This is a genomic window from Microbacterium sp. NPDC059771, assembly GCF_042732495.1.
In the GTDB taxonomy this organism is placed as follows: domain Bacteria; phylum Actinomycetota; class Actinomycetes; order Actinomycetales; family Microbacteriaceae; genus Microbacterium; species Microbacterium sufflavum.
In genome coordinates, this window is the sequence record NZ_JBHWHK010000001.1 from 2597227 (window position 1) to 2619665 (window position 22439).

The 22439-nt window shown below is 69.9% G+C and carries 24 protein-coding genes; 1 reads left to right on the forward strand and 23 read right to left on the reverse strand.

Translation table 11 applies throughout. The features are described 5' to 3' along the window. Positions 1 to 14 precede the first annotated feature (14 nt). The 22 genes from ACFV3I_RS12430 to ACFV3I_RS12535 all read right to left on the reverse strand — a co-directional run bounded on the left by ACFV3I_RS12430 (position 15) and on the right by ACFV3I_RS12535 (position 20764). Positions 15 to 1100, reverse strand: coding sequence for a hypothetical protein (locus ACFV3I_RS12430; protein WP_247638917.1), 1086 nt, complete (start codon positions 1098 to 1100; stop codon positions 15 to 17). After that, complete coding sequence (locus ACFV3I_RS12435; protein WP_378822964.1) at positions 1075 to 1680, reverse strand: RNA polymerase sigma factor; 606 nt, start codon at positions 1678 to 1680, stop codon at positions 1075 to 1077. Before ACFV3I_RS12435 ends, ACFV3I_RS12430 begins: the two co-directional genes overlap by 26 nt. 121 nt (positions 1681 to 1801) lie before the next feature. Beyond that, entirely contained in the window at positions 1802 to 2374 is a 573-nt protein-coding gene (locus ACFV3I_RS12440) for a GNAT family N-acetyltransferase (protein ID WP_241115776.1), read from the reverse strand. A 56-nt stretch (positions 2375 to 2430) separates the two neighbouring features. Next, positions 2431 to 3351 carry an RluA family pseudouridine synthase gene (locus tag ACFV3I_RS12445; protein WP_247638915.1) on the reverse strand — a complete coding sequence of 307 codons (921 nt, stop codon included), beginning with the start codon at positions 3349 to 3351 and terminating at the stop codon, positions 2431 to 2433. Between the two features lie 2 nt (positions 3352 to 3353). After that, positions 3354 to 3914 carry a signal peptidase II gene (lspA, locus tag ACFV3I_RS12450; protein ID WP_247638914.1) on the reverse strand — a complete coding sequence of 187 codons (561 nt, stop codon included), beginning with the start codon at positions 3912 to 3914 and terminating at the stop codon, positions 3354 to 3356. A 96-nt stretch (positions 3915 to 4010) separates the two neighbouring features. Continuing rightward, positions 4011 to 4604 carry a DivIVA domain-containing protein gene (locus tag ACFV3I_RS12455; protein WP_136031335.1) on the reverse strand — a complete coding sequence of 198 codons (594 nt, stop codon included), beginning with the start codon at positions 4602 to 4604 and terminating at the stop codon, positions 4011 to 4013. Positions 4605 to 4785: 181 nt separating this feature from the next. Then, on the reverse strand, positions 4786 to 5085 hold the full coding sequence (locus ACFV3I_RS12460) for a YggT family protein (protein WP_136031333.1): 300 nt from the start codon (positions 5083 to 5085) through the stop codon (positions 4786 to 4788). 3 nt (positions 5086 to 5088) lie between these two features. Continuing rightward, positions 5089 to 5562, reverse strand: coding sequence for a cell division protein SepF (locus ACFV3I_RS12465; protein ID WP_136031331.1), 474 nt, complete (start codon positions 5560 to 5562; stop codon positions 5089 to 5091). 43 nt (positions 5563 to 5605) lie between these two features. Next, a complete protein-coding gene (locus tag ACFV3I_RS12470) occupies positions 5606 to 6301 on the reverse strand; it encodes a YggS family pyridoxal phosphate-dependent enzyme (protein WP_247639003.1) in 696 nt (231 codons plus the stop codon). 8 nt (positions 6302 to 6309) lie between these two features. After that, positions 6310 to 7458, reverse strand: coding sequence for a cell division protein FtsZ (ftsZ, locus tag ACFV3I_RS12475; RefSeq protein ID WP_136031329.1), 1149 nt, complete (start codon positions 7456 to 7458; stop codon positions 6310 to 6312). Between the two features lie 161 nt (positions 7459 to 7619). Beyond that, the gene (locus tag ACFV3I_RS12480; protein WP_247638913.1) at positions 7620 to 8537 is read right to left on the reverse strand and encodes an FtsQ-type POTRA domain-containing protein; all 918 of its coding nucleotides are present in this window, start codon (positions 8535 to 8537) and stop codon (positions 7620 to 7622) included. 3 nt (positions 8538 to 8540) lie between these two features. Then, positions 8541 to 9941, reverse strand: a complete 1401-nt coding sequence (murC, locus tag ACFV3I_RS12485) for a UDP-N-acetylmuramate--L-alanine ligase (protein WP_136037291.1) — start codon at positions 9939 to 9941, stop codon at positions 8541 to 8543. A 42-nt stretch (positions 9942 to 9983) separates the two neighbouring features. Further along, positions 9984 to 11060, reverse strand: coding sequence for a glycosyltransferase (locus ACFV3I_RS12490; protein WP_136037290.1), 1077 nt, complete (start codon positions 11058 to 11060; stop codon positions 9984 to 9986). After that, on the reverse strand, positions 11057 to 12262 hold the full coding sequence (gene ftsW / locus ACFV3I_RS12495; RefSeq protein WP_136031320.1) for a putative lipid II flippase FtsW: 1206 nt from the start codon (positions 12260 to 12262) through the stop codon (positions 11057 to 11059). Before ftsW ends, ACFV3I_RS12490 begins: the two co-directional genes overlap by 4 nt. Then, a complete protein-coding gene (gene murD, locus ACFV3I_RS12500) occupies positions 12231 to 13766 on the reverse strand; it encodes a UDP-N-acetylmuramoyl-L-alanine--D-glutamate ligase (RefSeq protein ID WP_378822966.1) in 1536 nt (511 codons plus the stop codon). Before murD ends, ftsW begins: the two co-directional genes overlap by 32 nt. Then, complete coding sequence (gene mraY / locus ACFV3I_RS12505) at positions 13756 to 14862, reverse strand: phospho-N-acetylmuramoyl-pentapeptide-transferase (RefSeq protein ID WP_136031316.1); 1107 nt, start codon at positions 14860 to 14862, stop codon at positions 13756 to 13758. Before mraY ends, murD begins: the two co-directional genes overlap by 11 nt. Continuing rightward, positions 14859 to 16271 (reverse strand): UDP-N-acetylmuramoyl-tripeptide--D-alanyl-D-alanine ligase, encoded by a 1413-nt coding sequence (murF, locus tag ACFV3I_RS12510; protein ID WP_136037288.1) that lies wholly within the window; start codon positions 16269 to 16271, stop codon positions 14859 to 14861. The genes mraY and murF overlap by 4 nt, the downstream gene beginning before the upstream one ends. A 27-nt stretch (positions 16272 to 16298) precedes the next feature. After that, positions 16299 to 18068 (reverse strand): peptidoglycan D,D-transpeptidase FtsI family protein, encoded by a 1770-nt coding sequence (locus ACFV3I_RS12515; protein ID WP_378822968.1) that lies wholly within the window; start codon positions 18066 to 18068, stop codon positions 16299 to 16301. Between the two features lie 24 nt (positions 18069 to 18092). Next, a complete protein-coding gene (locus tag ACFV3I_RS12520) occupies positions 18093 to 18665 on the reverse strand; it encodes a hypothetical protein (RefSeq protein WP_136031310.1) in 573 nt (190 codons plus the stop codon). Beyond that, positions 18662 to 19600 (reverse strand): 16S rRNA (cytosine(1402)-N(4))-methyltransferase RsmH, encoded by a 939-nt coding sequence (rsmH, locus tag ACFV3I_RS12525; RefSeq protein WP_136037285.1) that lies wholly within the window; start codon positions 19598 to 19600, stop codon positions 18662 to 18664. Before rsmH ends, ACFV3I_RS12520 begins: the two co-directional genes overlap by 4 nt. Before the next feature lie 103 nt (positions 19601 to 19703). Further along, the gene (gene mraZ / locus ACFV3I_RS12530) at positions 19704 to 20135 is read right to left on the reverse strand and encodes a division/cell wall cluster transcriptional repressor MraZ (protein WP_378803807.1); all 432 of its coding nucleotides are present in this window, start codon (positions 20133 to 20135) and stop codon (positions 19704 to 19706) included. A gap of 254 nt (positions 20136 to 20389) precedes the next feature. Continuing rightward, positions 20390 to 20764, reverse strand: a complete 375-nt coding sequence (locus ACFV3I_RS12535) for a DUF3040 domain-containing protein (RefSeq protein ID WP_136031304.1) — start codon at positions 20762 to 20764, stop codon at positions 20390 to 20392. Between the two features lie 96 nt (positions 20765 to 20860). Here ACFV3I_RS12535 and ACFV3I_RS12540 point away from each other — a divergent pair, with 96 nt between their 5' ends. Then, entirely contained in the window at positions 20861 to 21949 is a 1089-nt protein-coding gene (locus ACFV3I_RS12540) for a polyprenyl synthetase family protein (protein ID WP_240753216.1), read from the forward strand. A gap of 7 nt (positions 21950 to 21956) precedes the next feature. Here the strand turns inward: ACFV3I_RS12540 and ACFV3I_RS12545 are convergent, their stop codons facing one another. After that, the gene (locus ACFV3I_RS12545; protein ID WP_205812765.1) at positions 21957 to 22325 is read right to left on the reverse strand and encodes an Rv2175c family DNA-binding protein; all 369 of its coding nucleotides are present in this window, start codon (positions 22323 to 22325) and stop codon (positions 21957 to 21959) included. Positions 22326 to 22439 lie beyond the last annotated feature (114 nt).

Sequence of the window (22439 nt, forward strand, 5' to 3'; positions counted from 1 at the left end):
GGTCGCCGTGGCTGTCAGGGGATCGCGTCGACGATCGACACGTCGTAGGTGGTTCGTTCGTCCGGCACACCCGACGGCACGAGATCCTGCCCGGACTGCTTCACGTACCAGATCGCGGACTCGACGACCCATCCCGTGGTGGTGTCGATCGTGATCGTCTCGGTCCGCGCGTCGATATCGGTGAACTCGACGCGATACGTCACCTCCGAACCCGCCGTCGAGTCGACCGTGGCACGTCCCGTGAGCTGCAGAGCGGACAGATACGCCGACCGCACGTCCGGGGGCGCGATGTTCTGCTTCAGCTGGCTGAGGATCTCCATGAGCACCGAGTCATCGCGCGCACCGCCGGCCTCGGCGAAGAAACTCGACCAGTAGTCGAGCAGCCCCTGCGGATCCCGGGGCGCGGCGTCGTAGTAGCCGGGGCCACCGACCGGAGGCAGGTCACCGTACTGCCGCCCGCCGACCGACTGCAGCTCAGAAACTTCTGGCCGGTACGGCGCGAGGCTGTCCCACGTCCATCGCATCACCTCGGTATCGGTGCCGAACAGCTCGACGCGCTCCATCGAGGGCCCATAGCGGCTGACCCACGTGCCGGCGCGGTCGGCCGGCACGTAGTCCACTGCGTGCGAGCGCATCACGGCGGCCGAGATGGTCTGCGGGTCGCCGCTCCGCGGCCAGCGGAACACGCCCCCCACACCATCCCGGAAGTAGAGCGCGTCGCTGGTGTAGCGGATCTGCAGATACTGCCCCGCCTGCGGGGTCGTACCGGGGAACGGCTCGGTCGCACCCGTCCCCGACGTCGCCGACGGACGCGGCAGCGGGTCGCCGTGCGGGCGCGGATCGAGCGTCTGCACCGGCACGGCTTCCACGCGCGGCTCCGGTGCCGTCAGCTGGCTCAGCACCACGACCCCGGCCGTGGCGGCCGCGACCCCCGCGACCGCCCCGGCGACGAGGAACAGCGGCCGGTGCACCCTCCGTGACCGCTCGGCCGCCACCCCCGCGTCGATCCCCGTGAGAAGCCGCGCCCTGGCCGACGTCAGGTGCTCCTCGCTGAGGCCGGCCCCCCGGTTGACCTCACGCACGCGCTCGAAAACGTCCATCGACTTCTCCCTTCTTCTCCGTGACCATCGTGTTCCGACCGCGGGCGCGCGCCGGATCCAACCGTGTCCGCACCCGGTTCATGCGGGACCTCACCGTTCCCACGGGAACGCCGAGGGCGAGCGCGATCTCCTCGTAGCTCAGGTCGCCCCAGGCGTAGAGCAGAAGAGTCTCGCGGTCTTTCGCCGACAGCGCGGCGATCAGCGGGGCGAGCTGACGGGTCGAGAGCTCGGCGTCGAGCCGGGCGATCGTCCCGTCGAGATCGCCGTGAGCGATGTGCTCCTCACGCGCCGCCGACTGCGCCGCCGACCGCAGGTGCTTCGCCTCGCGCGCCCTGTGCTTCTTGATCAGCCGCGACGCGATGCCGTACAACCACGGGAGTGCGGAGTCCCAGGACGTGTCGAACAACGACCGCCGCGCGAAGGCGACGAGGAACGTCTCGCTGAGGACGTCCTCTCCGGCATCCATCCCGAGGCGGCGGGCGGCATAGCCACCCACCGCGCCGGCGTGTCTGTCGAACAGTTCGGCGAACGCCCGGGGGTGCCCGAGCGACCGCTGAATGATCTCGCTGTCTGTGCTCACACTATGTATTGCCTCAGAAGCACGATCCGGTTCGAAACTCGTCGCGGCGCCCCGTCGACGACCGATCCGCCGCGCGTTCCCCGGTCCTCACTCACCCGGTCGGTCACTCCACGACGGCCCGTCACCGCAGGTCGAGACGCATGAGCACCCGGGGGAACCCGTCGAGCACGGACCCGGTGTCGGCGGCCTTCGTGAAGCCGGCACCCTCGAACAGGGACCGGGTCCCCACGTACGCCATCGTGAGGTTCACCTTCTCCCCCGCGTTGTCGACCGGATATCCCTCGATCGCTGGAGCCCCGCGTTCCCTGGTGTACGCGACCGCGCCGTCGATCAGCGCGTGCGAGACACCCTGCTTGCGGAATCCCGGGCGCACGCGGAAACACCACAGCGACCAGACGTCCAGATCGTCGACGTGCGGGATGAGGCGATTGCGCGCGAAGCTGGTGTCACGCCGGGGATGCAGAGCCGCCCACCCCACGGGCTCATCGTCGAGATACGCGATGACGCCCGGCGGCGGGTCCTGGTGGCACAGCTCGCGCACGCGATCCGCACGAGCCTGCCCGCGCAGGGACACGTTCTCCTTGTTGCCGATCCGATAGCTGAGGCAGAAGCAGACGTTCGACGTCGGCTTCTTCGGACCCACCAGTGTCGCGACGTCGTCGAAGACGGTCGCGGGGCGCACCACGATGCTCATGCGGTCAGTGTGGCGCACACCACCGACACCGCGCGCGCGGCACCCCGGGACAGCCGCTACTCCCCGCGCAGCACGTCCAGCGCGTGCCGGAAGTCGGCCGGATACGGCGACTCGAACTGCACCCACTCGCCGGTGGTCGGGTGCGCGAACGCGAGCTGGTGGGCGTGCAGCCACTGTCGCGTCAACCCGAGCCGTGCGGACAGCGTGGGGTCGGCGCCGTACAGCGGGTCCCCGACGCAGGGGTGACGATGCGCGGCCATGTGCACGCGGATCTGATGCGTGCGCCCGGTCTCCAGGTGGATCTCCAGCAGCGAGGCTCCGGGAAACGCCTCGAGCGTCTCGTAGTGCGTGACCGATGGCTTGCCGTCCGGCACGACCGCGAACTTCCACGAGTGATTCGGGTGGCGCCCGATGGGCGCGTCGATCGTGCCGACGAGCGGGTCGGGGTGTCCCTGGACGACCGCGTGATAGATCTTCTCGACCGTCCGCTCCTTGAACGCGCGCTTGAGCGCGGTGTACGCGCTCTCGCTCTTGGCGACGACCATGAGCCCGCTCGTGCCCACATCGAGCCGATGCACCACTCCCTGCCGTTCCGGAGCCCCGCTCGTGGCGATCCGGAAACCCGCGGCGGCCAGAGCCCCGACGACCGTGGGCCCTTCCCAGCCCAGCGAGGGATGGGCGGCGACCCCGGTGGGCTTGTCGACCACCACGATGTCGTCGTCGTCATACACGATGCCCAGCTCGGGCACCGCGATCGGCTCGATCCTCGGCGCCTCCTTGGGCTGCCACTCCACCTCGAGCCAGGCCCCGCCGTGCAGACGGTCCGACTTGTCGAGCGTCGCGCCGTCCTGCCGCACACCGCCGCTCGCCGCGACCTCCGCCGCGAACGTCCGCGAGAAGCCGAGCAGCTTCGCGAGGGCCGCGTCGACGCGCGTGCCGTCGAGCCCGTCCGGGACGGGGAGAGAGCGCGACTCCACGCTCAGCGCTCCTCGGGAGACGACGACCCTGCCTCGGCCGACGCGCGTCCGTCGACGACGCGGTCGCTCTCGCTCAGCGCAGCCTCGTGCTCGGCCGCGACGGCCTCCGCGTCCTCATCGGTCTCCACCGGCGCGTGGTCGCGCTCGCGGGTGCCGTCGAAGCGCAGGCCGAACACCACCAGCAGTGCCACCGAGATCATGCCGGTGACGATGAAGATGTCGGCGACGTTGAAGATCGCGGGCATCATCCACGGCATGGAGATCATGTCGACCACGTGGCCGACCGGGAACCCGGGCTCGCGGAACAGCCGGTCGCTGAGGTTGCCGAGCACACCGCCGAGCAGGCAGCCGAGGACGACGGCCCACAACCGGGACCTCAGGCCGAAGGCCTTCCAGACGATCACTCCCGCGACGACCGCGAGGGCGATCGTGAAGATCCACGTGACCTCGGACCCGAGCGAGAACGCCGCTCCGGGGTTGCGGATGTAATACAGCTGCAGGAACTCCCCGAGCACGGGGACGACCTCGTGCAGCGGAAGGTGCTCGATGGTGAGGTACTTCACAAACTGATCGGCGGCCAGCACGACCGCTGCGAGAATCGCAACGAGCGCGCCGGCCGCCGACCGACGAAGGGGACGACGTCCTGTCAACGCGACGCCTTACAGGCCGATCGCGGAGACGGGCGTGGAGTCCGTGGAAGCCGACTTCTCGTCGAGGTCGCGGAGCTGACCCTCGATGTAGCCGCGCAGCTGAGCACGGTAGTCGCGCTCGAAGTTGCGGAGCTCGGTAATGCGGGCCTCGAGCGTGTTGCGCTCGCGCTCCAGACGCGCCGACTCCTCCCGCTGCTTGGCCTCGGCCTCGGTGCGGATGCGAGCGACCTCGGTCTCCGCCTCCGCGATGAGCGCGTTGCGCTTGGCCTCACCCTCGGCGACGTGCTCGTCGTGCAGACGCTGGGCGAGCTCGATGATCCCGGCGGTCGCCGTGGCAGAACCGGTCGGAGCGGGCTCGGCGGGCGTGGCCTCGGCGGCGGGCGCGGCCACCGGCTTCGGGGCGGGGGTCTCGGCGGCGGCGGGCGCGGCACCGGACTCGTACGCGGCCAGCTTGGCCTTCAGCTCGGCATTCTCCTCGAGGGCCTTGCGCCACTCGATGACGATCTCGTCGAGGAAGTCGTCGACCTCGTCCGGGTCGAAGCCGTCCTTGAAGCGGACGTGCTGGAACTGCTTGGTGACGACGTCATCCGGGGTAAGTGCCATGGGTGGCTCCTCTTTCGATGAGTTCGATTGCCAGTACCGATGTATGGCGTGTTCGTGATGTGGCGCGAACCCGGGGCGCGCACCTGGGTGCCAGCATAGCCCCCGAGCCTTGGCCTCGCGACGCCGCGACACCCAGGCTCGGCGAACTCACCGGCGCCCTGAGGCGCGACACGCCACGGCGTCAGCGGATGAAGAGCCGGACGATGTTCATCAGGATCAGCACCACCAGCAGGGTGAGCGCGAACCCGAAATCGAGCGACAGCTGCCCGATGCGCAGCGGCGGGATGATCCGCCGGAAGAACCGGATCGGCGGATCGGTGACCGTGTAGACGGCCTCCGCGGCGACGAGGCCGAATCCCTTCGGACGCCACTCCCGGTTGAACAGGGGGATGTAGTCCAGGATAAGCCGCGCGAAGAGCACGAAGATGTACAGCAGCAGCACCAGGTGGACGATGCTGGCGAGGACCGAGACCAGCTGCACGGGTTAGGAGTGGTCGAAGCCCGCGGACTCGGCGTCCGCGTGCGCGATTCCCCCGTGCCCGGACACCGCGATGTTCTCCGGCGAGAGCAGGAACACCTTGGAGGTGACGCGCTCGATGCGGCCGTACAGGCCGAGGGAGAGACCGCTCGCGAAGTCGATGAGGCGCCGCGCGTCGGCGTCGCTCATCTGGGAGAGGTTGATGATGACCGGGACGCCCTCGCGGAAGTTCTCCGCGATGAGCTGCGCGTCGCGGTACTGCTTCGGGTGGACGGTGAGGATCTCGTTCACGGCTCCTGCTGCGGGCTGACGGACGGCGACGGGACGACGGAGGGGCGTGACGGGGGCCGGGGTCGGCTCCTCACGCTCGCGCTCGCGCTCACGGTGGGCGCGGGCGGGTGCCTGCGTCTCCTCCTCGTAGACCTCTTCCTCGTCGGCGAGGCCGAGATACACCATGGTCTTCTTCAGCGGGTTACCCATCGTGTCCTCCGGTTCGAACGTCTCGGGCTGGTCTTGTCACAGGTTAACCCCGGTCGGGGCGCGGTCCCGTGATTGCGGAACCGATGCGCAGGTGTGTCGCGCCGGCGGCGATGGCTTCGACGAAGTCGCCGGTCATACCGGCCGAGATCCACGTGGCCGTCGGCTCGATCGTGCGGATGCCGTCGGCGATGCCCCGGAGCCGCGCGAACGCGGAGGCGGGCTCCTCGTCCAGCGGCGCGACGGCCATGACGCCGCGCAGCCGCAGCGACGGCAGCGACAGCACGTGCTCGGCCAGAGCGGTCGCCGCGTCGGGTGCGACACCGCCGCGACCCGGGTCGTCGGTCAGATTGATCTGCACGAGCACGTCGAGCACATCGTCGCCGTCGGTCGCTCGATGCAGCGCGTCGGCGAAGCGGTCGCGGTCGACGGAGTGCACCACGTCGGCGCTGCGCCGGATGGCCCCCGCCTTGTTGGTCTGCCCCTGGCCGATGAAGTGCCACTGCAGGTCGAGGTCGGCGAGCTCCGTGGCCTTCGCGGTCAGCTCCTGCTGGCGGTTCTCCCCCACCGCCGAGACGCCGAGGGCGTGCAGCTCGCGCACGAGAGCCGCCGGGTGGAACTTCGTCACGACGATCCGGGTGATCTCCTCCGGTGCGCGACCGGCCGCGCGCGCGGCGTCGGCGATCCGTTCGTCGATCGCCGACAGCCGCGCCGCGAGCTCCGATGGCGCCGGAGCACCCATCGGAGCCGTCACTTCAGGAATTCGGGGATGTCGATGTCGTCGTCGGCGAATGCCGGCTCGATGCTGGTGGCCGGCGTGCGCTGCGGTGCCGGGGCCGACTCGGTGGCGGGCGTCTCCGCGGGCTTCTCGGCCTCGTCCGAGAGGGCGACCTCCGGCAGCGATGCGGTGGACGGCCGGGAGACGACCATCGGGTCCAGGCGCAGCGACGGCTCCCCGCCGTCGAAGCCCGCGGCGATGACCGTGACGCGCACCTCGTCGCCGAGCGTGTCGTCGATGACGGTACCGAAGATGATGTTCGCCTCCGGGTGCGCGGCCTCCTTCACCAGGTCCGCGGCGTCGTGGATCTCGAAGATGCCCAGGTTCGAGCCACCCTGGATCGAGAGGAGCACGCCGTGCGCGCCCTCGATCGAGGCTTCCAGCAGCGGAGACTCGACCGCGAGTTCGGCGGCCTTGATGGCCCGGTCGGCGCCGCGCGCCGACCCGATACCCATGAGCGCGGATCCCGCACCCTGCATGACCGACTTGACGTCGGCGAAGTCGAGGTTGATCAGACCGGGGGTGGTGATGAGGTCCGTGATGCCCTGGACACCGGCGAGGAGCACCTGGTCGGCGGTCGCGAAGGCCTCGATCATCGAGATGCCGCGGTCGCTGATCTCCAGGAGGCGGTCGTTGGGCACCACGATGAGGGTGTCGACCTCTTCCTTGAGCTTGGCGACGCCGGCCTCCGCCTGGCTCTGGCGGCGGCGACCCTCGAACGAGAACGGCTTGGTCACGACACCGATCGTCAGGGCGCCGATCGACTTGGCGATGCGGGCGACGACGGGCGCGCCACCGGTTCCGGTGCCACCGCCCTCACCGGCGGTGACGAACACCATGTCGGCGCCGGTCAGCGCCTGCTCGATCTCCTCCGCGTGGTCTTCCGCAGCACGGCGACCGACCTCCGGGTCGGCACCCGCCCCGAGACCGCGCGTGAGCTCGCGGCCGACGTCGAGCTTGACGTCGGCGTCGCTCATGAGCAGCGCCTGCGCATCGGTGTTCACGGCGATGAACTCGACTCCGCGGAGCCCGAGCTCGATCATGCGGTTGACGGCGTTGACGCCGCCACCGCCGACGCCGACGACCTTGATCACGGCGAGGTAGTTCTGGTTCTGGCTCATGGCCGGCCTCCGATTAGTCGAGCCTTGGATGGGAACCTTAAACCTCAACTAGAGGTGTAAAGTATTTCCCGGTATTGCGTTCTCTCAGATCGAAGGTAAGCGCCGCCCGGCCGCGCGCGCGCAGCGACACGGGCGTGTCGCCCCATTCCCGCCGAAAGCCGTCAGCCGACGACCGCGACGTCCGGCGAGGTCACATCGATCGACGACGCCTCGGGGTTCGCGGTGAGCGCCGCCGACAGCGCGAGCGCCTTCAGACCCGACTCCTCCGAACTCCCCCACACGACCGTGAGGCCGGTGCTGAGGGTGAGCGTCACATCGTCCGCGGTCGACGCCCTCACCTCCGTCAGCGCCGAGCGGATCCCCTCCGGCAGTGCACGCACCACCAGGCCGGCGCTGCGGAACGCGGCCGAATCCACCCCGCCCTCGGTCTCCACGAGCGGCTGACCCGCGGGCTGCTCCGCCGTCGTCGACAGCGCCACACCCGCCGCATCCACCAGCGTGTAGCCCGCCGACGACGAGATCACCCCGATGGGCGTCCGCTCGACGATGCGCACGGTCAGGTCGTGCGGAGGGCGCGCCTCCAGGGAGTACGTCTCGATCAGCGGGAACGCCAGGAGAGCGGCCTTCACCTCACTCGTGTCCACGAGCGCGAGGGGGGTGCCGACCTGGTCGCTCAGCGCCGCCTCGATCACGGCAGGATCGATCGTCGTCGCCCCCGCGACCGTGATCCGCTCGACCGCGAACAGCGGGCTGTATGCCGCCGCGACGCTCCCGCCCACCAGCAGCACGAGGGCACCCAGGCTGCTGAGCCAGACGATCCGGCGCCGACGTGACCGCTGCGTGAAGCGGCGGATCTCCGCGCGCAGCGCCTTGCGACGAGCGCGAGCCGCCCGCCACACCTCCCGCGTCGACGTGGGACGCTCCGCGTCGTCATCCTGCACGGCCTCGCCCGCAGGCTCATCGACGAGCGGGATCGGCGGCTCCGGATCACGGCGACGCGCACGCGCAGTCCGTTCCGGCGCGGCGGGCGCCTGCTCCGGGGCATCCGGAGCGCTCGGAAGCGGTGCGGGCCGGCGCATGCGCTACGCCCCGTCGGTCCGACGCAGCGACTCCAGCACCTGCGGGATGATCTGGTACACGTTGCCGCAGCCGAGCGTGACGACCACGTCGCCCGCGCGCGCGACCGAGGCCGTGTAGTCGGCGGCCTGCTGCCAGTCCGCCACGAAGTGCACGCGCGAGGGGTCGTGGAACGCACCGCTCACGAGTTCACCGGTGACACCGGGAACCGGATCCTCCCTGGCGCCGTAGACGTCGAGCATCACGGTGTGGTCGGCCAGCTGCTCGAGCACATCGGCGAACTCCTGATACATGTGCTGCGTGCGGGAGTACGTGTGCGGCTGCTGGATCGCGATCAGTCGGCCGTCGCCGGCGAGAGTGCGCATCGCCTCCAGCGCCGCCCTGACCTCGGTCGGGTGATGCGAGTAGTCGTCGTACACCGTGACGCCGCGCTCTTCCCCGTGGCGTTCGAGCCGACGCACGGTCCCCGCGAAGCCCTCCATCGCGTGCACCGCGTCGGCGAACGGAAAGCCGAGCGCGACGAGCACCGCGACGGCACCGGTCGCATTGATCGCGTTGTGGGCCCCAGGGACGGCGAGCTGCATGCGCACCTGCTCCCCCGCGTACACCAGAGTCGCCGCGACCGGTCCGTCCGTGACGATGTCGGTCAGGCGCACATCCGCGTCCTCCGCCTCACCGAACGTGAGCACGTGGGGGTGCGACAGCCCCGCCCCGACCCGCAGCGCACCGGGGTCGTCGCTGGAGATCACGACGGCTTCCGAGGCCGCGTCGGCGAACCGCACGAACGCGTCGTGGAACGCCTCGTCCGACCCGTAGTGGTCCAGGTGATCGGGGTCGACGTTCGTGATGAGCGCGACCGCGGTGTCGTACAGCAGGAACGTGCCGTCCGACTCGTCGGCCTCGATCACGAACAGGTCACCGCTCCCGGTGGCGCTGGACACTCCGAGCTGCTCGATCACGCCGCCGTTGACGAAGTGCGGTTCCGCCCCGAGCTCGCGCAGCGCGGTCACGATCATCCCGGTCGAGGTGGTCTTGCCGTGGGCCCCCGCGACCGACACCAGACGTCGCGATCCGATCAGCCAGTGCAGCGCCTGCGAGCGGTGGATGACGTGGAGACCGCGCTCCTTCGCCGTCACGAACTCCGGGTTCTCCGGCCAGATGGCACCGGTGTGCACCACGGTGTCGGCGTCGCCCAGGTGCGCGGCGTCGTGACCGACGTGCACGGTCGCGCCCGCGGCGGCGAGGGCACGCAGGTTGTCGCTGTCGGCGCGGTCGCTTCCGGACACCCGGATGCCGGCGTCGAGGAACATCTTGGCGAGCCCGCTCATGCCGGAGCCGCCGATGCCGATGAAGTGCGCGGAGGTGATCGTCTCGGGAAGGGGGAGGGAGAGGTCGGGTCTGATCATGTCCGCTTCAGTCTACTTTTCGTTCCGGTCGGGACGCCGGAGTCACGCCGCACCGAGGGCACGGTCGATCAGCTGGATCACGTTCTCCGTACCGTTCCTGGTACCGACGTTCTCCGCGGCCGCCGCCATGCGCGCGATGCGCTCGGGATCGCCGAGCAGGGGCACGACGAGCCGCCGCACCGCGTCGCCGTCGAAGGTGGCGTCGTCGAGCAGCTCGGCTGCTCCCGCTGCCACCGCCGAGCCGGCGTTGAGCCGCTGCTCGCCGTTGCCCACCGAGTACGGGACGTAGAGCGCGGGAATGCCCAGAGCACTGACCTCGCTCACGGTGGCCGAACCCGACCGCGACACGATCAGATCGGCCAGCGCGAACGCGAGGTCCATGCGGTCCACGTAGCGGCGCATCGTATAGCCAGGCACGCGGGGATCCTCGAGGTCGCTGCGCTCCCCCGTCACGTGCAGCAGCTGCCACCCGGCGTCGAGGATGTCGCGCCAGGAATCGGCGATCGCGTCGTTCAGCCGCTGGGCTCCGAGGGAACCGCCGAACACGAGCAGGACGGGTCGTGCGGGGTCGAGGCCGAAGTGCTCCGCCGCCTCGGCACGCGTCGCGGCACGGTCGAGCGCGATCACCTCACGTCGCAGCGGCATGCCGACGACCTCGCCACGGCGAAGCGGTGTGCCCTCGAACGCGACGCCCACCCCTGCGGCAGCCCGGGCGCCGAGCACATTCGCGAGACCCGGCTTGGCGTTCGCCTCGTGCACCACGAACGGCACCCGTTCGCGGCGCGCCGCCACGTACGCGGGAGCCGAGGCGTACCCGCCGAAGCCGACCACCACGTCGATGCGGTGACGGCGGATGTGCTGACGCACCTGAGCGATCGCACGACGGAAGCGACCGGGAAACGCCGCTGCCTGCGCGTTCGGACGCCGCGGGAACGGCACCTTGTCGACGATCAGCAGCTCGTACCCGCGCTCCGGCACCAGCCGCGACTCCAGGCCTTCGGCCGTCCCGAGCACCAGGACCGTGGCCTCCGGGTCACGCTCGCGCAACGCATCGGCGACCGCGAGCAGCGGGTTGACATGGCCGGCGGTGCCACCGCCGGCGAGAAGATACGAGGTCACCGAGCGACCCTACCCCGCGCACCTGACTGCTTCTCCGAGACGGGGATCGTCCGGGCGAAGGCGAGCAGCACACCACAGGCCACGAGCACCGCGAACAGCGCCGTCCCGCCCTGCGACATGAACGGCAGCGGCACGCCCATCACGGGGAAGACACCGATCACCACACCGATGTTCAGCACCGCCTGGCCCACGATCCACACCGTGATGCCGCCCGCGGCGACCCGGATGAAGGGGTCCGGCGTCTTGCGGATGATGTGGAACGCGCCGACCGTGAAGAACGTGAACAGCGCCAGCACCACGATGCAGCCGATCAGGCCGAGCTCCTCGCCGACGATCGCGAAGATGAAGTCGTTGCCCGCGGCGGGCAGCCAGCCGTACTTCTCCTGCGAGTTGCCCAGGCCGAGCCCGAAGATGCCGCCAGAGGCCATGCCCCAGATGCCATGGATCGACTGGTAGCAGTCGGTGTAGTAGAGCGCCATGTCGTCGCACGTCGCGGTGATGCGCCGCATCCGATCCTCGCTGGACAGTGCGTACGCGAGCACCGCGACCACGCCGAGGATCATCGGGATGATGAAGAGCCGGAGCTTGACGCCCGAGAAGAACAGACAGCCGAGCAGGATCAGGACCATCACCATCGCGGTGCCCAGGTCCTTGCCCGCCAGCACGGTCCCGATCGCGAGAGCGCCCACCGGCACGACCGGGATGAACACGTGGTGCCAGGTGCCCAGCATGGTCTGCTTGCGCAGCAGCACCGCGGCGATCCACAGGGCCAGCGCGAGCTTGAGGAACTCGGACGGCTGCATCTGGAACCCGGCGATCTGGATCCAGTTCCGGTTGCCGCCGTCCGCGATGCCCAGAGGCGTGAACACCAGCAGCTGCAGGGCGACCGCCCCGAACAGCGCGGGCCAGGCCATGCGCTTCAGGAAGGCGATCGGCAGACGGCTGATGAGGAACATCAGCGGGATGCCCAGCAGGGCGAAGACGCCCTGGCGCAGCACGCCGTCCATCGGGTTCTGGTCGTTCGCGACGGCGGTCGCGCTGGTGGCCGACAGCACCATCACCAGGCCGAAGATCGTGAGGAGCAGCGCGGTCGACGCGATCAGGAGGAACTCAGTCGACACCGGCGTGAACCGGCGCCCCAGAGACACCCGGGCCGCGAGGCCGCCCGACTCAGAGCGCGGAGGGCGAGCCACCTGCGTCATCGGCGCTCCCCCGCTCGATCCACTCACGTACCGCCTCGGCGAAGCGGCGGCCACGTTCCGCATAGCCGGAGAACTGGTCGAAGGACGCCGCGGCCGGGGCCAACAGCACGGTGCCCCCGTCTTCGACGATCCCCGCGGCGATCTCCACCACGCGGTTCATGACCTGTCCAGTGTCGCCAGCGTCGACCTCGAACACCGGCACCGCCGGCGCGTGTCGCCCGAATGCCGCCACGACATCGCCGCGCTCCACACCGATCACGACCGCCGCGCGGGCGGACGCCCCGGCATCGGCCACGAGCTCGGAGATGTCCACACCCTTCAGATCACCGCCAACGACCCACACCGCTCCGGGGTACGCCCGCAGCGAGGAGGCTGCCGCGTGCGGGTTCGTCGCCTTGGAGTCGTCGACCCAGGTGATGCCGGCGTGGCGCGCGACCACCTGGATGCGGTGAGCGTCGAGGTGGAAGCCCTGCAGGGCCGAGTGGATCGCCTCCGGCTCGACGCCGAGCGACCGGGCGAGTGCGCTTGCGGCGAGGATGTTCTGCACGATGTGCGGCGCCGAGAGTCCAGCGGACTCGAGCTCGGCGACGGTGGTGAGCTCGAGGGCGCTGCGGGCGCGGTCGTCGAGGAACGCCCGGTCGACGAGCAGCCCCTCCACCACGCCGAGGTCGCTCGGGCCGGGGATGCCCAGGTCGAAGCCGATCGCGCGGGCGCCGTCGACGACCTCGGCCTCCTCGACCATGCGGCGCGTGGCCACGTCGGCCTTGTTGTAGACGCAGGCCACGCGCGTGTTGCGATACACCAGGGCCTTCGCGTTGCGGTAGGCCTCCGCGCTGCCGTGCCACACGAGGTGATCGTCGGCGAGGTTCAGACACACGGCGGAGTACGGGAACAGCTCCCCCTCCGGCTGCGACAACCCGAGGTACCAGAGCTGATGACTCGACAGCTCCACCACGAGCACGTCGAAGCCGGCCGGGTCGCGCACCGCGTCGAGCACGGGCACCCCGATGTTGCCGCACGGGGCCGCACGCAGGCCGCCCTCGACCAGCAGCGTCGCGGTGAGCTGCGTGGTCGTGGTCTTGCCGTTGGTGCCGGTGATGAGCACCCAGTCGGCCGGGGTCCCGTCGGCGCGGAGCACCTTGTCCCGCACCCGCCACGCGAGCTCGACGTCCCCCCAGAGCGCGATGCCGGCGTCCTGCGCCCAGCGGATCACGGGGTGCGACGGCGAGAAGCCCGGCGACGCGATCACCACCTCCGGCTCGAACGCGCGCAGGGCCTCCGGCACCTCGGCGAGCGACCCCAGCTCGAGGGTCGCGCCGATCACGGGCAGCAGGCGCGCGTACTCCTCGTCCGCCGACTCGCTGAGCACGAGCACGTCGGCGCCCAGCTCCGCCAGGGTGTCCGCGACCGAGAAGCCGGTCATCGACAGTCCGAGCACGGCGACACGCAGCCCCGACCAGTCCGCGTTCCAGCTGGTCAGTCCGGCCAGACGCTCAGCCGACACGGGTCAGCCACTCCACGTAGAACAGTCCGATCGCCGAGACCGCGAGCAGGCCGGCGATGATCCACATGCGCACGACGATCGTGACCTCCGACCAGCCGCGCATCTCGAGGTGGTGGTGGAACGGGCTCATGAGGAACAGCCGCTTGCCGCGCGTGACCTTGAAGTACGCCCGCTGCAGGATGACCGAGCCGGACGAGAGGACGAAGACGCCCGCGATCACGAGGAGCAGCAGCTCGGTGCGCGTCAGGATCGCCATCGCGGTCACGACGCCGCCGATCGCCATCGAGCCCACGTCGCCCATGAACACCTTCGCCTTCGGGGCGTTCCACCACAGGAAGCCGATGAGGCTCGCGGCGAACGAGGCCGAGATGATCGCCAGGTTGAAGGGGTCGCGCACCTCGTAGCATCCGCCGAGCGCGCCGGGGTCGCCGCCGATGCAGGGCTGCTTGAACTGCCAGAACGCGATCACGCTGTAGGCGCCGACGACGAGCACGCCGGCACCGGCCGCGAGCCCGTCGAGGCCGTCGGTGAGGTTGACGCTGTTGGACGTGGCCACGCCGATGATCGCGATCCACGCCAGGTACAGGATCCAGCCGAGGACCACACCGAAGGCGAAGAGGTTGAGCCAGGTGATGTCGCGGAACAGCGAGATCGAGGCGCTCGCGGGCGTCTGACCCCAGCGGTTCGGGAAGTTCAACGCCACGATGCCGAACGGGATGACGACCAGGAGCTGGCCGATCACCTTCCGCCACCCGGAGAGGCCGAGGCTGCGCTGGCTGCGCACCTTCATGTAGTCGTCGATGAAGCCCACCGCGCCGAAGCCCACCATGAGCCAGATCACCAGGATCGCCGACAGCGCTGGCGTCTCCCCGCTCACCAGGACGCCCGTGAAGTAGCCGACGATGGAGCCGAGGATGAAGATCACGCCGCCCATGGTCGGGGTCCCGCGCTTGGCCTCGTGGCTGGGGTTGTGCACGGACTCGGGGGTGCGGATGACCTGCCCCCAGCCCCACTTCCGGAAGAGCCGGAGGAAGACGGGGGTCAGGAACAGGGTGAAGGCGAGCGAGATCGCCGCCGCCATGATGAGTGACCTCACGAGAACAATTCTCCCAGACGATCGCCGAGATGCCGCAGGCCCACGGAGTTGGATGACTTCACCAGCACGCGGTCGCCGTCGCGCAGCTCGGTGCGCAGGTACTCGAACGCCGCATCCTGGTCGGGCAGATGCACGGCCTCGCTGTCCCAGGAGCCTTCGCCGACCGCGGCCAGGTAGAGGCGGCGCGCCTCAGGGCCCACCACCACGATGCGGCGGATGTTGAGACGCACCGCGAGCAGGCCGATGCGGTCGTGCTCCTCGCCCGCGCTGTCGCCCAGCTCGCTCATGGCCCCCAGGACGGCGACCGTGCGCTCGTCCGGGCCGGTGATCTGCGCGAGCGTGCGCAGAGCGGCGGCCATCGAGTCGGGGCTCGCGTTGTAGGCGTCGTTGATGATGCGCACGCGATCGTTGCCCATCGGCTGCATGCGCCATCGCTCGGCGATCTCGACGGTCTCCAGGCGGGCGATCGCGTCGGCCGGAGCCACGCCGAGCTGCACGGCCGCGGTGAGGGCGGCCAGCGCGTTGGTCACGTGGTGAGCGCCGAGCACGCGGAGCCGCAGCGGGCGGCGCTCCCCCGCGACCTCGATCGTGCAGGTCGTCCCGGAGGCGGACACGACGATGTCGTGGGCGCGAACCTCGGCCGCGTCGGACTGACCGAAGCCGACGACGCGGAGGCCGCGGTGCTCGGCGAGCTCGCGCATCGCCCACACCCGGGGGTCGTCCGCGTTGAGCACGGCGGTGCCCGGAACCCGCGCCGCCGACACGAGCTCGGACTTCGCCTTGGCCGTGGCCTCGATGCCGCCGAAGCCGCCCGCGTGCGCGAGCCCCACCATGAGCACGACGACGAGGTCGGGTTCGACGAGTCCGGCGAGGCGGGCGATGCTCCCTGGGCCGGCCGCCCCGAACTCGCTCACGAGGTACCGGGTGTCGTGGGTCACGCGGAGCATCGTGACGGGGGCACCGACCTCGTTGTTGAAGGAGTTGATCGGGGCGACGGTCTCCCCCTCGTCGGCGAGGATGCGTGCGAGGAAGTTCTTGGTCGTGGTCTTGCCGTTGGACCCGGTGATGCCGACGATACGCAGCCCACCGCCCGCGCGCACGCGGCCCACGACCTCGCGCGCCAGCTCGCCGAGGGCGACCACGGCGTCGGAGACGACGATCTGGCTGACGGGCACGTCGACCGGATGCTCCACGATCGCGAGCACGGCACCGGCCTCGACCGCCGCACCGACGAAACGGTGTCCATCGGTCTCCGCGCCGGGCTTCGCCACGAAGATCGATCCCGGCCGCATGGTGCGCGAGTCGGTGTCGACCAGGCCGTCGACGACGGTCTCGGGGGTGTGCTCTCCGGCCACGCGCAGATCACCGCCGACAGCGGCGGTGATCTCAGCGAGCGTCAGGGCGATCATGTCATCTCCATGCGCGGCTCTCGCCGACTATCCGAACTTGGGGAGGAGCGCGTCCATCGGGACAGAGGACGGCATCACGCGATAGGTCTTCATCACCTGCGTCATCGCCTTCTGGAAGGCGGATGCGGTGGCCGCGGACGATACAACCTTAGTCGGCTCGTCGAGAGTGACCACGACGACGTACTGCGGATCGTCGACCGGAGCGAAGCCCACCATGCTCGTGTAGTACACGCCGGCCTTGTATCCGCCGTTGCCGTCGGAGACCTGTGCGGTACCCGTCTTGCTCGTCACGCGGTAGCCGGGAACCTGGATGCGATCGGCGTTGCCGCCCTGGACCGCGACGTTCTCGAGCATGCGGGTGAGGTCGGCTGCGGTCTGCGGTGCGACGATCTGCTCGTGCTCGGGCTTCTTCACCTCGGAGACCGTGCCGTCCGCACCGGTGCAGGACTCGACCAGCGACAGGTCGATCTTCTCGCCGCCGTTCGCGATCGCCTGGTATGCGCCGGCGAGCTGCGGCGCGGTTACCGTGAAGAACTGGCCGAACGTGGTCGTGTACAGCGACTGGCTGTCCCAGTCGGAGACGGGGTGCAGCAGGCCGGACACCTCGGACGGGAAGTCGAGCGTCTTCTGGCCGACGCCGAACCGCTGCAGGTAGTCGTAGCGCACTTCGGGCGACACCATGGTGCCGAACTTGGACAGTGCGACGTTCGACGAGTCGATCAGGCCGCCCGCGAGCGTGTAGTTGTAGGCCGGGTGCGAGAAGGCGTCGTTGATGACGGCACCGTTCGGGAACGTCTCGCGCGACGAGGCGGTCACCGTGCTCAGGGGCGTGAGACCCGCGCCCTCGATCGCGGCCGCGGCGGTGATCGCCTTGAACGTGGATCCCGGCTCGAAGTCTCGGTGGAAGATCTGGCTGTAGCGCGTCTCGGGCGTGGAGGAGTCGAGGTCGTTGGGGTCCATCGCCGGCCACTCGGCCGCAGCGCGGATCTTGCCCGTCGCCACCTCGACGACCGTCACGGTGCCGCCCTTGGCGCCCTGCTTCTGCGCCTCCTCGCCGATCATCTGCTGGAGGTACCACTGCAGGTCGCTGTTGATCGTGAGCTGCACGGTGCCGCCGTCCACGGCGTCGACGACCTTCTCGCTGCCCGGGATGACGACGCCGTCCTTGCCCTTGCGGTACGTCTCCTCACCGTCGACCGGCGCGAGGCACGTCTCCTCGAGCTGCTCGACGCCGGCCTTCGCCTCCCCCGTGTTGTCGAGGAAGCCGAGGATGTTCCCGGCGACCGCACCGTTCGGGTAGACCCGCGTCTCCCGCGGCTTGAGCGACAGGTAGGAGCCGATGCCGAGGTCGCGCAGGGCGATGTACTGCTCGGTGTTCAGGCCCTTCTTGAGCGGCGCGTACTGGCTGTTCGGGTTCTCGGCGAGGGCGTTGGAGACCAGCGCCCGCACCTCCTCGCCGGTCTGACCGGTGATCGCGGCGATCTTGTCCGAGGCCTCGGCCCACGGCAGCTTCGGGTTCTTCTCCTCGACGAGCATGATCACCTGCGGGCTCAGCTGGGCGTCGTAGACCATGACGCTCGATGCGAGCACGGTGCCCCCGGAATCGACGATCGAGCCGCGCTGGCCGGGGATGGCGGAACCCGCCCCGATGTGCTCGAGCGACTGCGAGACGTGCTCGTCGGCGCTCACGACCTGGATGTCGACGAGGCGGACGACGAACGCCACCAGGACCGAGAGGATGACCGCCAGAGCGACGACAGTGCGTCGCCGCGGTCCGCGCGTGGCTCGTGTCGTCATGGGATCTCTCCGTGGTCGTTGCGATCAGTGGGTGGTGGGGCTGGGGAGGCCGTCGGTGATGGCCGGCGGAAGATCCTGCGCGGGCGGCGCGACGCCGTCCTCGCCCTGCGCGGTCTGCTCCGCGGGCGGCGCGTTCTCGGTGATCAGCACGTTCCCGACGGCCGCCGCGCCGTTCGGGTCGACGGTCGAGGTCCAGTCGGCTCCCGACCCCGTGCCGAAGACCGCGCCGTCGCTGAGCCGGAGGTACGAGGGGGAACCGGCGACGACCATCCCGAGCGCGGCCGCGCTGCTGGCGAGCACCTGCGGCGAGCTCAGGCCGGTGAGCTCCTCTTGCAGGGCGTGCGTGTGCAGATCCAGCTCCCGCTGCTGGGACGACAGGCCCGCGAGGGTGAACGAGTCCTGCGTGATCGCGAGGGACAGCCCGACCTGCGCCGCGCCGATGGCGAGGGCGCCGGCGAGGGCCACGAGCGCATAGGCCAGCTTCGGCTTGCGGCGGACCGCGGGGGTGGTGACCGGCTGCAGTCGCCGCTTCGGTGCGCGCTGCGGCGCCTCGGAGGGCAGCGGACGGGCCGCCGTGCGTACTGCGTTCATGCTCATGCGCTCTCCCGCACCTTCTCAGCGGCGCGCAGGCGCACCGGGATCGCCCGCGGGTTGCGGGCGCGCTCTTCGTCGTCGGCGAGCTCCGCGCCCTTGGTCAGGATGCGGAAGCGGGGGGCGTGCTCCGGGAGCTCGACCGGCAGCCCCGCCGGGGCCGTGGACGCGGACGCGGCCGCGAACGCCTGCTTGACCAGGCGGTCTTCCAGCGACTGGTACGACATCACGACGATGCGGCCGCCGACCGCGAGGGCGTCCATCGCGGCCGGGATCGCGTCGGCGAGCACGTTCAGCTCCGCATTGACCTCGATCCGGAGCGCCTGGAAGACCCGCTTGGCGGGGTGTCCAGCGCGCTGGGCGGCCGCGGGCGTGGCAGCGACGAGGATGTCGACGAGTTCGCCCGACCGCAGGATCGGCTGCTTCTGCCGTGCCTCGATGATGAATCGGGCGTAACGGCCAGCGAGCTTCTCCTCGCCGTAGCGCTCGAAGATGCGCCGCAGGTTGCCCTCGCTGTAGGTGGCGATGACGTCGGCGGCGGTGATGCCCTTCGTCTGGTCCATCCGCATGTCCAGAGGAGCATCCTTGGCGTACGCGAAACCGCGCTCGGCCTCGTCGAGCTGCAGCGAGGAGACCCCGAGGTCGAACAGGATGCCCGCGGCCCCCTGAGCATGCAGGCCGATCTCGTCGTAGACGGCGTGCACCAGGGTGAGGCGATCGCGGAACCGGGCGAGCCGCTCCCCCGCGATCCGCAGCGCGTCGGTGTCGCGGTCGAGCCCGATCAGGCGGATGCCGGGGAACCGCTCCAGCAGCGCCTCGGAGTGGCCGCCCATTCCGAGGGTCGCGTCGACCAGGACGGCGCCGTCCTCCTGCAGGGCGGGCGCGAGCAGCTCGACGCAGCGGTCGAGCAGGACGGGGGTGTGGATGTCGCGGAGGCTCATGATCTCTCTCGGGTCCGACCTTCGGCTCTGATCCCCCTCCGCTTCGCGACCCGGCACCGGGGAAGTGTGTCGGGGCGGGAGCGGCGGGGCATCACAGCCGTGGTCAGAACAGTCCCGGAATCACCTCCTGCTCCAGTTCGGCGTAGGACTCCTCACCAGCGGCGAGGTAGGCGTTCCAGCTCTCGGCGTCCCAGATCTCGGCGTGAGCACCGACTCCGGTCACGATGAGCTCCTTCTGAAGACCGGCGTACTGACGCAGGTGGACGGGGATGGTGATGCGGTTCTGGCTGTCGGGCATCTCCGCGCTTGCTCCGGAGAGGAACAGGCGCATGAAGTCACGTGCCTGCTTGTTCGCGAGCGGCGCCTGACGGATCCGCTCGTGCATCGCCTCGAACTCGGCCGTGCTGAAGACGTAGAGGCAGCGCTCCTGACCGCGGGTGACGACGATGCCGCCACCCAGGTCCTCGCGGAACTTCGCGGGAAGGATGACCCGTCCCTTGTCGTCCAGCTTCGGTGAGTGCGTGCCCAGCAGCATCGGCCTTCACCCCCTCTCCGTCCGGCCAACTCGAGGTGCGCCCCACTTTACTCCACTTTGCTCCACTTTCCTATGAGGAATGCCCGTAGATTCTGCTCGAAGGGCTCCGGGCGCGCCAGAGAACCGCGTGATTATGCGGTGGAGCGGGGTGGAGCGTCAGTGGAGGGCCGTGGAGGCCCAGTGGAGGAAAGAGTCCACACACGGAAAAAGCCCGGATGCAGAGCATCCGGGCTTCTCAGAGAAGGTGAGGCGGGTCACCGTCCGTCTTGGCGGCGATCCCAGCGATCGTTCATGCGATCCATGAAGGAGGAGGAGTCCTGTCGCTTCGCGGTCGAGCGCTGACGCGGCTCGGCCGGCGCCGAGCGACGCACGGGGGTGACCGCGAGCATGACGCCGGCAAGCATGGCCGCGAACCCGATGACCCCGACCACCACACCCCAGACATCGCCGAGGATGACACCGACGACGAGACCGCCGACGCCCGCGAGCAGCAGGAGCGCCCCGTAGACGAGGTTGCGATAGCTGAGTGCGCGGTCACCGGACGGCGCGCTCACCACATCGGCGTCATTGTGAAGGAGATGGCGTTCCATCTCGTCGAGCAGACGTTGCTCCTGTTCGGAGAGTGGCATCTCGTCCCCCTCGGGTATGGTGCACTCCAGTCTACGCTCGACGGGCGTCCGGGGCCAGCGTCAGGCCCCTCCCTTCCTTTACGTATGCTGGGAGTCGTGCCGTCAGCCTCTCCCGTCCCCGACGCCGTCGCCGCCCGACTGGACGGCTTCCTCGCACGCATGCGGGAGGAGTCATCGGCCTACGGGCCGGATGCGGGCGCGTTCCTCGACATGGCGGCGAGCACGCTAGCGGGTGGCAAGCGACTGCGCGCGCGCTTCTGTCATGCCGGGTGGCGTGCCGTCGCCCGTTTCCACGAGCGCACGGCCACCGAGGACGACCGCCTGTGGGATCTGTGCGCGGCCCTCGAGATCTTCCAATCCGCCGCCCTCGTGCACGACGACCTGATCGACAATTCCGACACCAGGCGCGGTCGCCCCGCGGCCCATCGCGCCCTCGAGGCGTCGCACCGCGGCGCCCGCTGGAGCGGAGACGCGGAGGCTTTCGGTCGCGCGGGGGCCGTTCTGCTCGGCGACCTCCTGGTGGCGTGGAGCGACGACCTGCTCGAAGCCGCCCTCGACGGCCATCCGCACGCGAGCGCCGTGCGCGGGGAGTACGCCCGCATGCGACGCGATGTGACCACGGGCCAGTTCCTGGACATCGCAGAGGAGTCCGCCTGGAGCGTCAATCCGGCGGAGGAGCACGCGGAACGCGCGTTGCGCATCGCCTCGCTCAAGTCGGCCAGGTACAGCATCGAGCAGCCGCTCGTCCTCGGTGCCGCCTTCGCCGGCGCAGACCACGAGCAGCTCGCCGCGCTGCGGCGCTTCGGTCACCCGGTCGGGATGGCGTTCCAACTCCGAGACGACGTGCTGGGCGTCTTCGGCGACAGCAGCGTGACGGGCAAGCCGGCCGGCGACGATCTGCGAGAGGGCAAGCGGACGGTTCTGGTCGCGCTGACCCGCGAGGCGCTCGACGCGCCCGCACGCACCATCCTCGATGAGCTGCTCGGCGACCCGGCCCTGAGTGCGCAGCAGGTGGCCGCTCTGCAGTCGACCATCGCGGACTCCGGCGCGCTCGCACGGGTGGAAGACATGATCTCCGCCTACGCCCGCGAGGCGGACAGGGCGCTGACCGGAGCTCCGCTCGACAACGCCGCCGTGGGCGAGCTCCGCGACCTCGGGCGAGCCGCGACAGTGCGCTCGGCCTGAAGCCCGCTCAGGCCAGGGTGCGCGCGAGTCGGCGGACCTCGCTCTTGTGGCCGGCGAGCAGCGACGCGATGGGCGAACGGCCGAGGCTCTCCTCCTCCGCCAGAAGCCAGTCGATGAGCTCGTCATCGCTGAAGCCCGCATCCTGCAGCACGATGACCGTGCCGCGCAGCGAACTCAGCGGGTGCCCGTCGACGATGAACACGGACGGCACGGCGAAGACACCGGTACGACGCGATCCGACCAGGTGATGGTCGTCGATCAGTCGACGCACCCGTCCCAGCGGCTCACCGAGGACCTCGACGAGGTCGGGCAGCGTCAACCACTCGACGGGGGCGGCTTCGGGTGAGGCGGCAACGTTCTCAGACACGATGCCCACTATCTCACCTCGGCGTCCCTGACGCATTTCAGCACTCGCGTCACACTGTTCACATGTGTCACTTCTGTTGACATCTCTATACATCCGTGTCAGCGTGAAGTGCTCGAAAAGGGG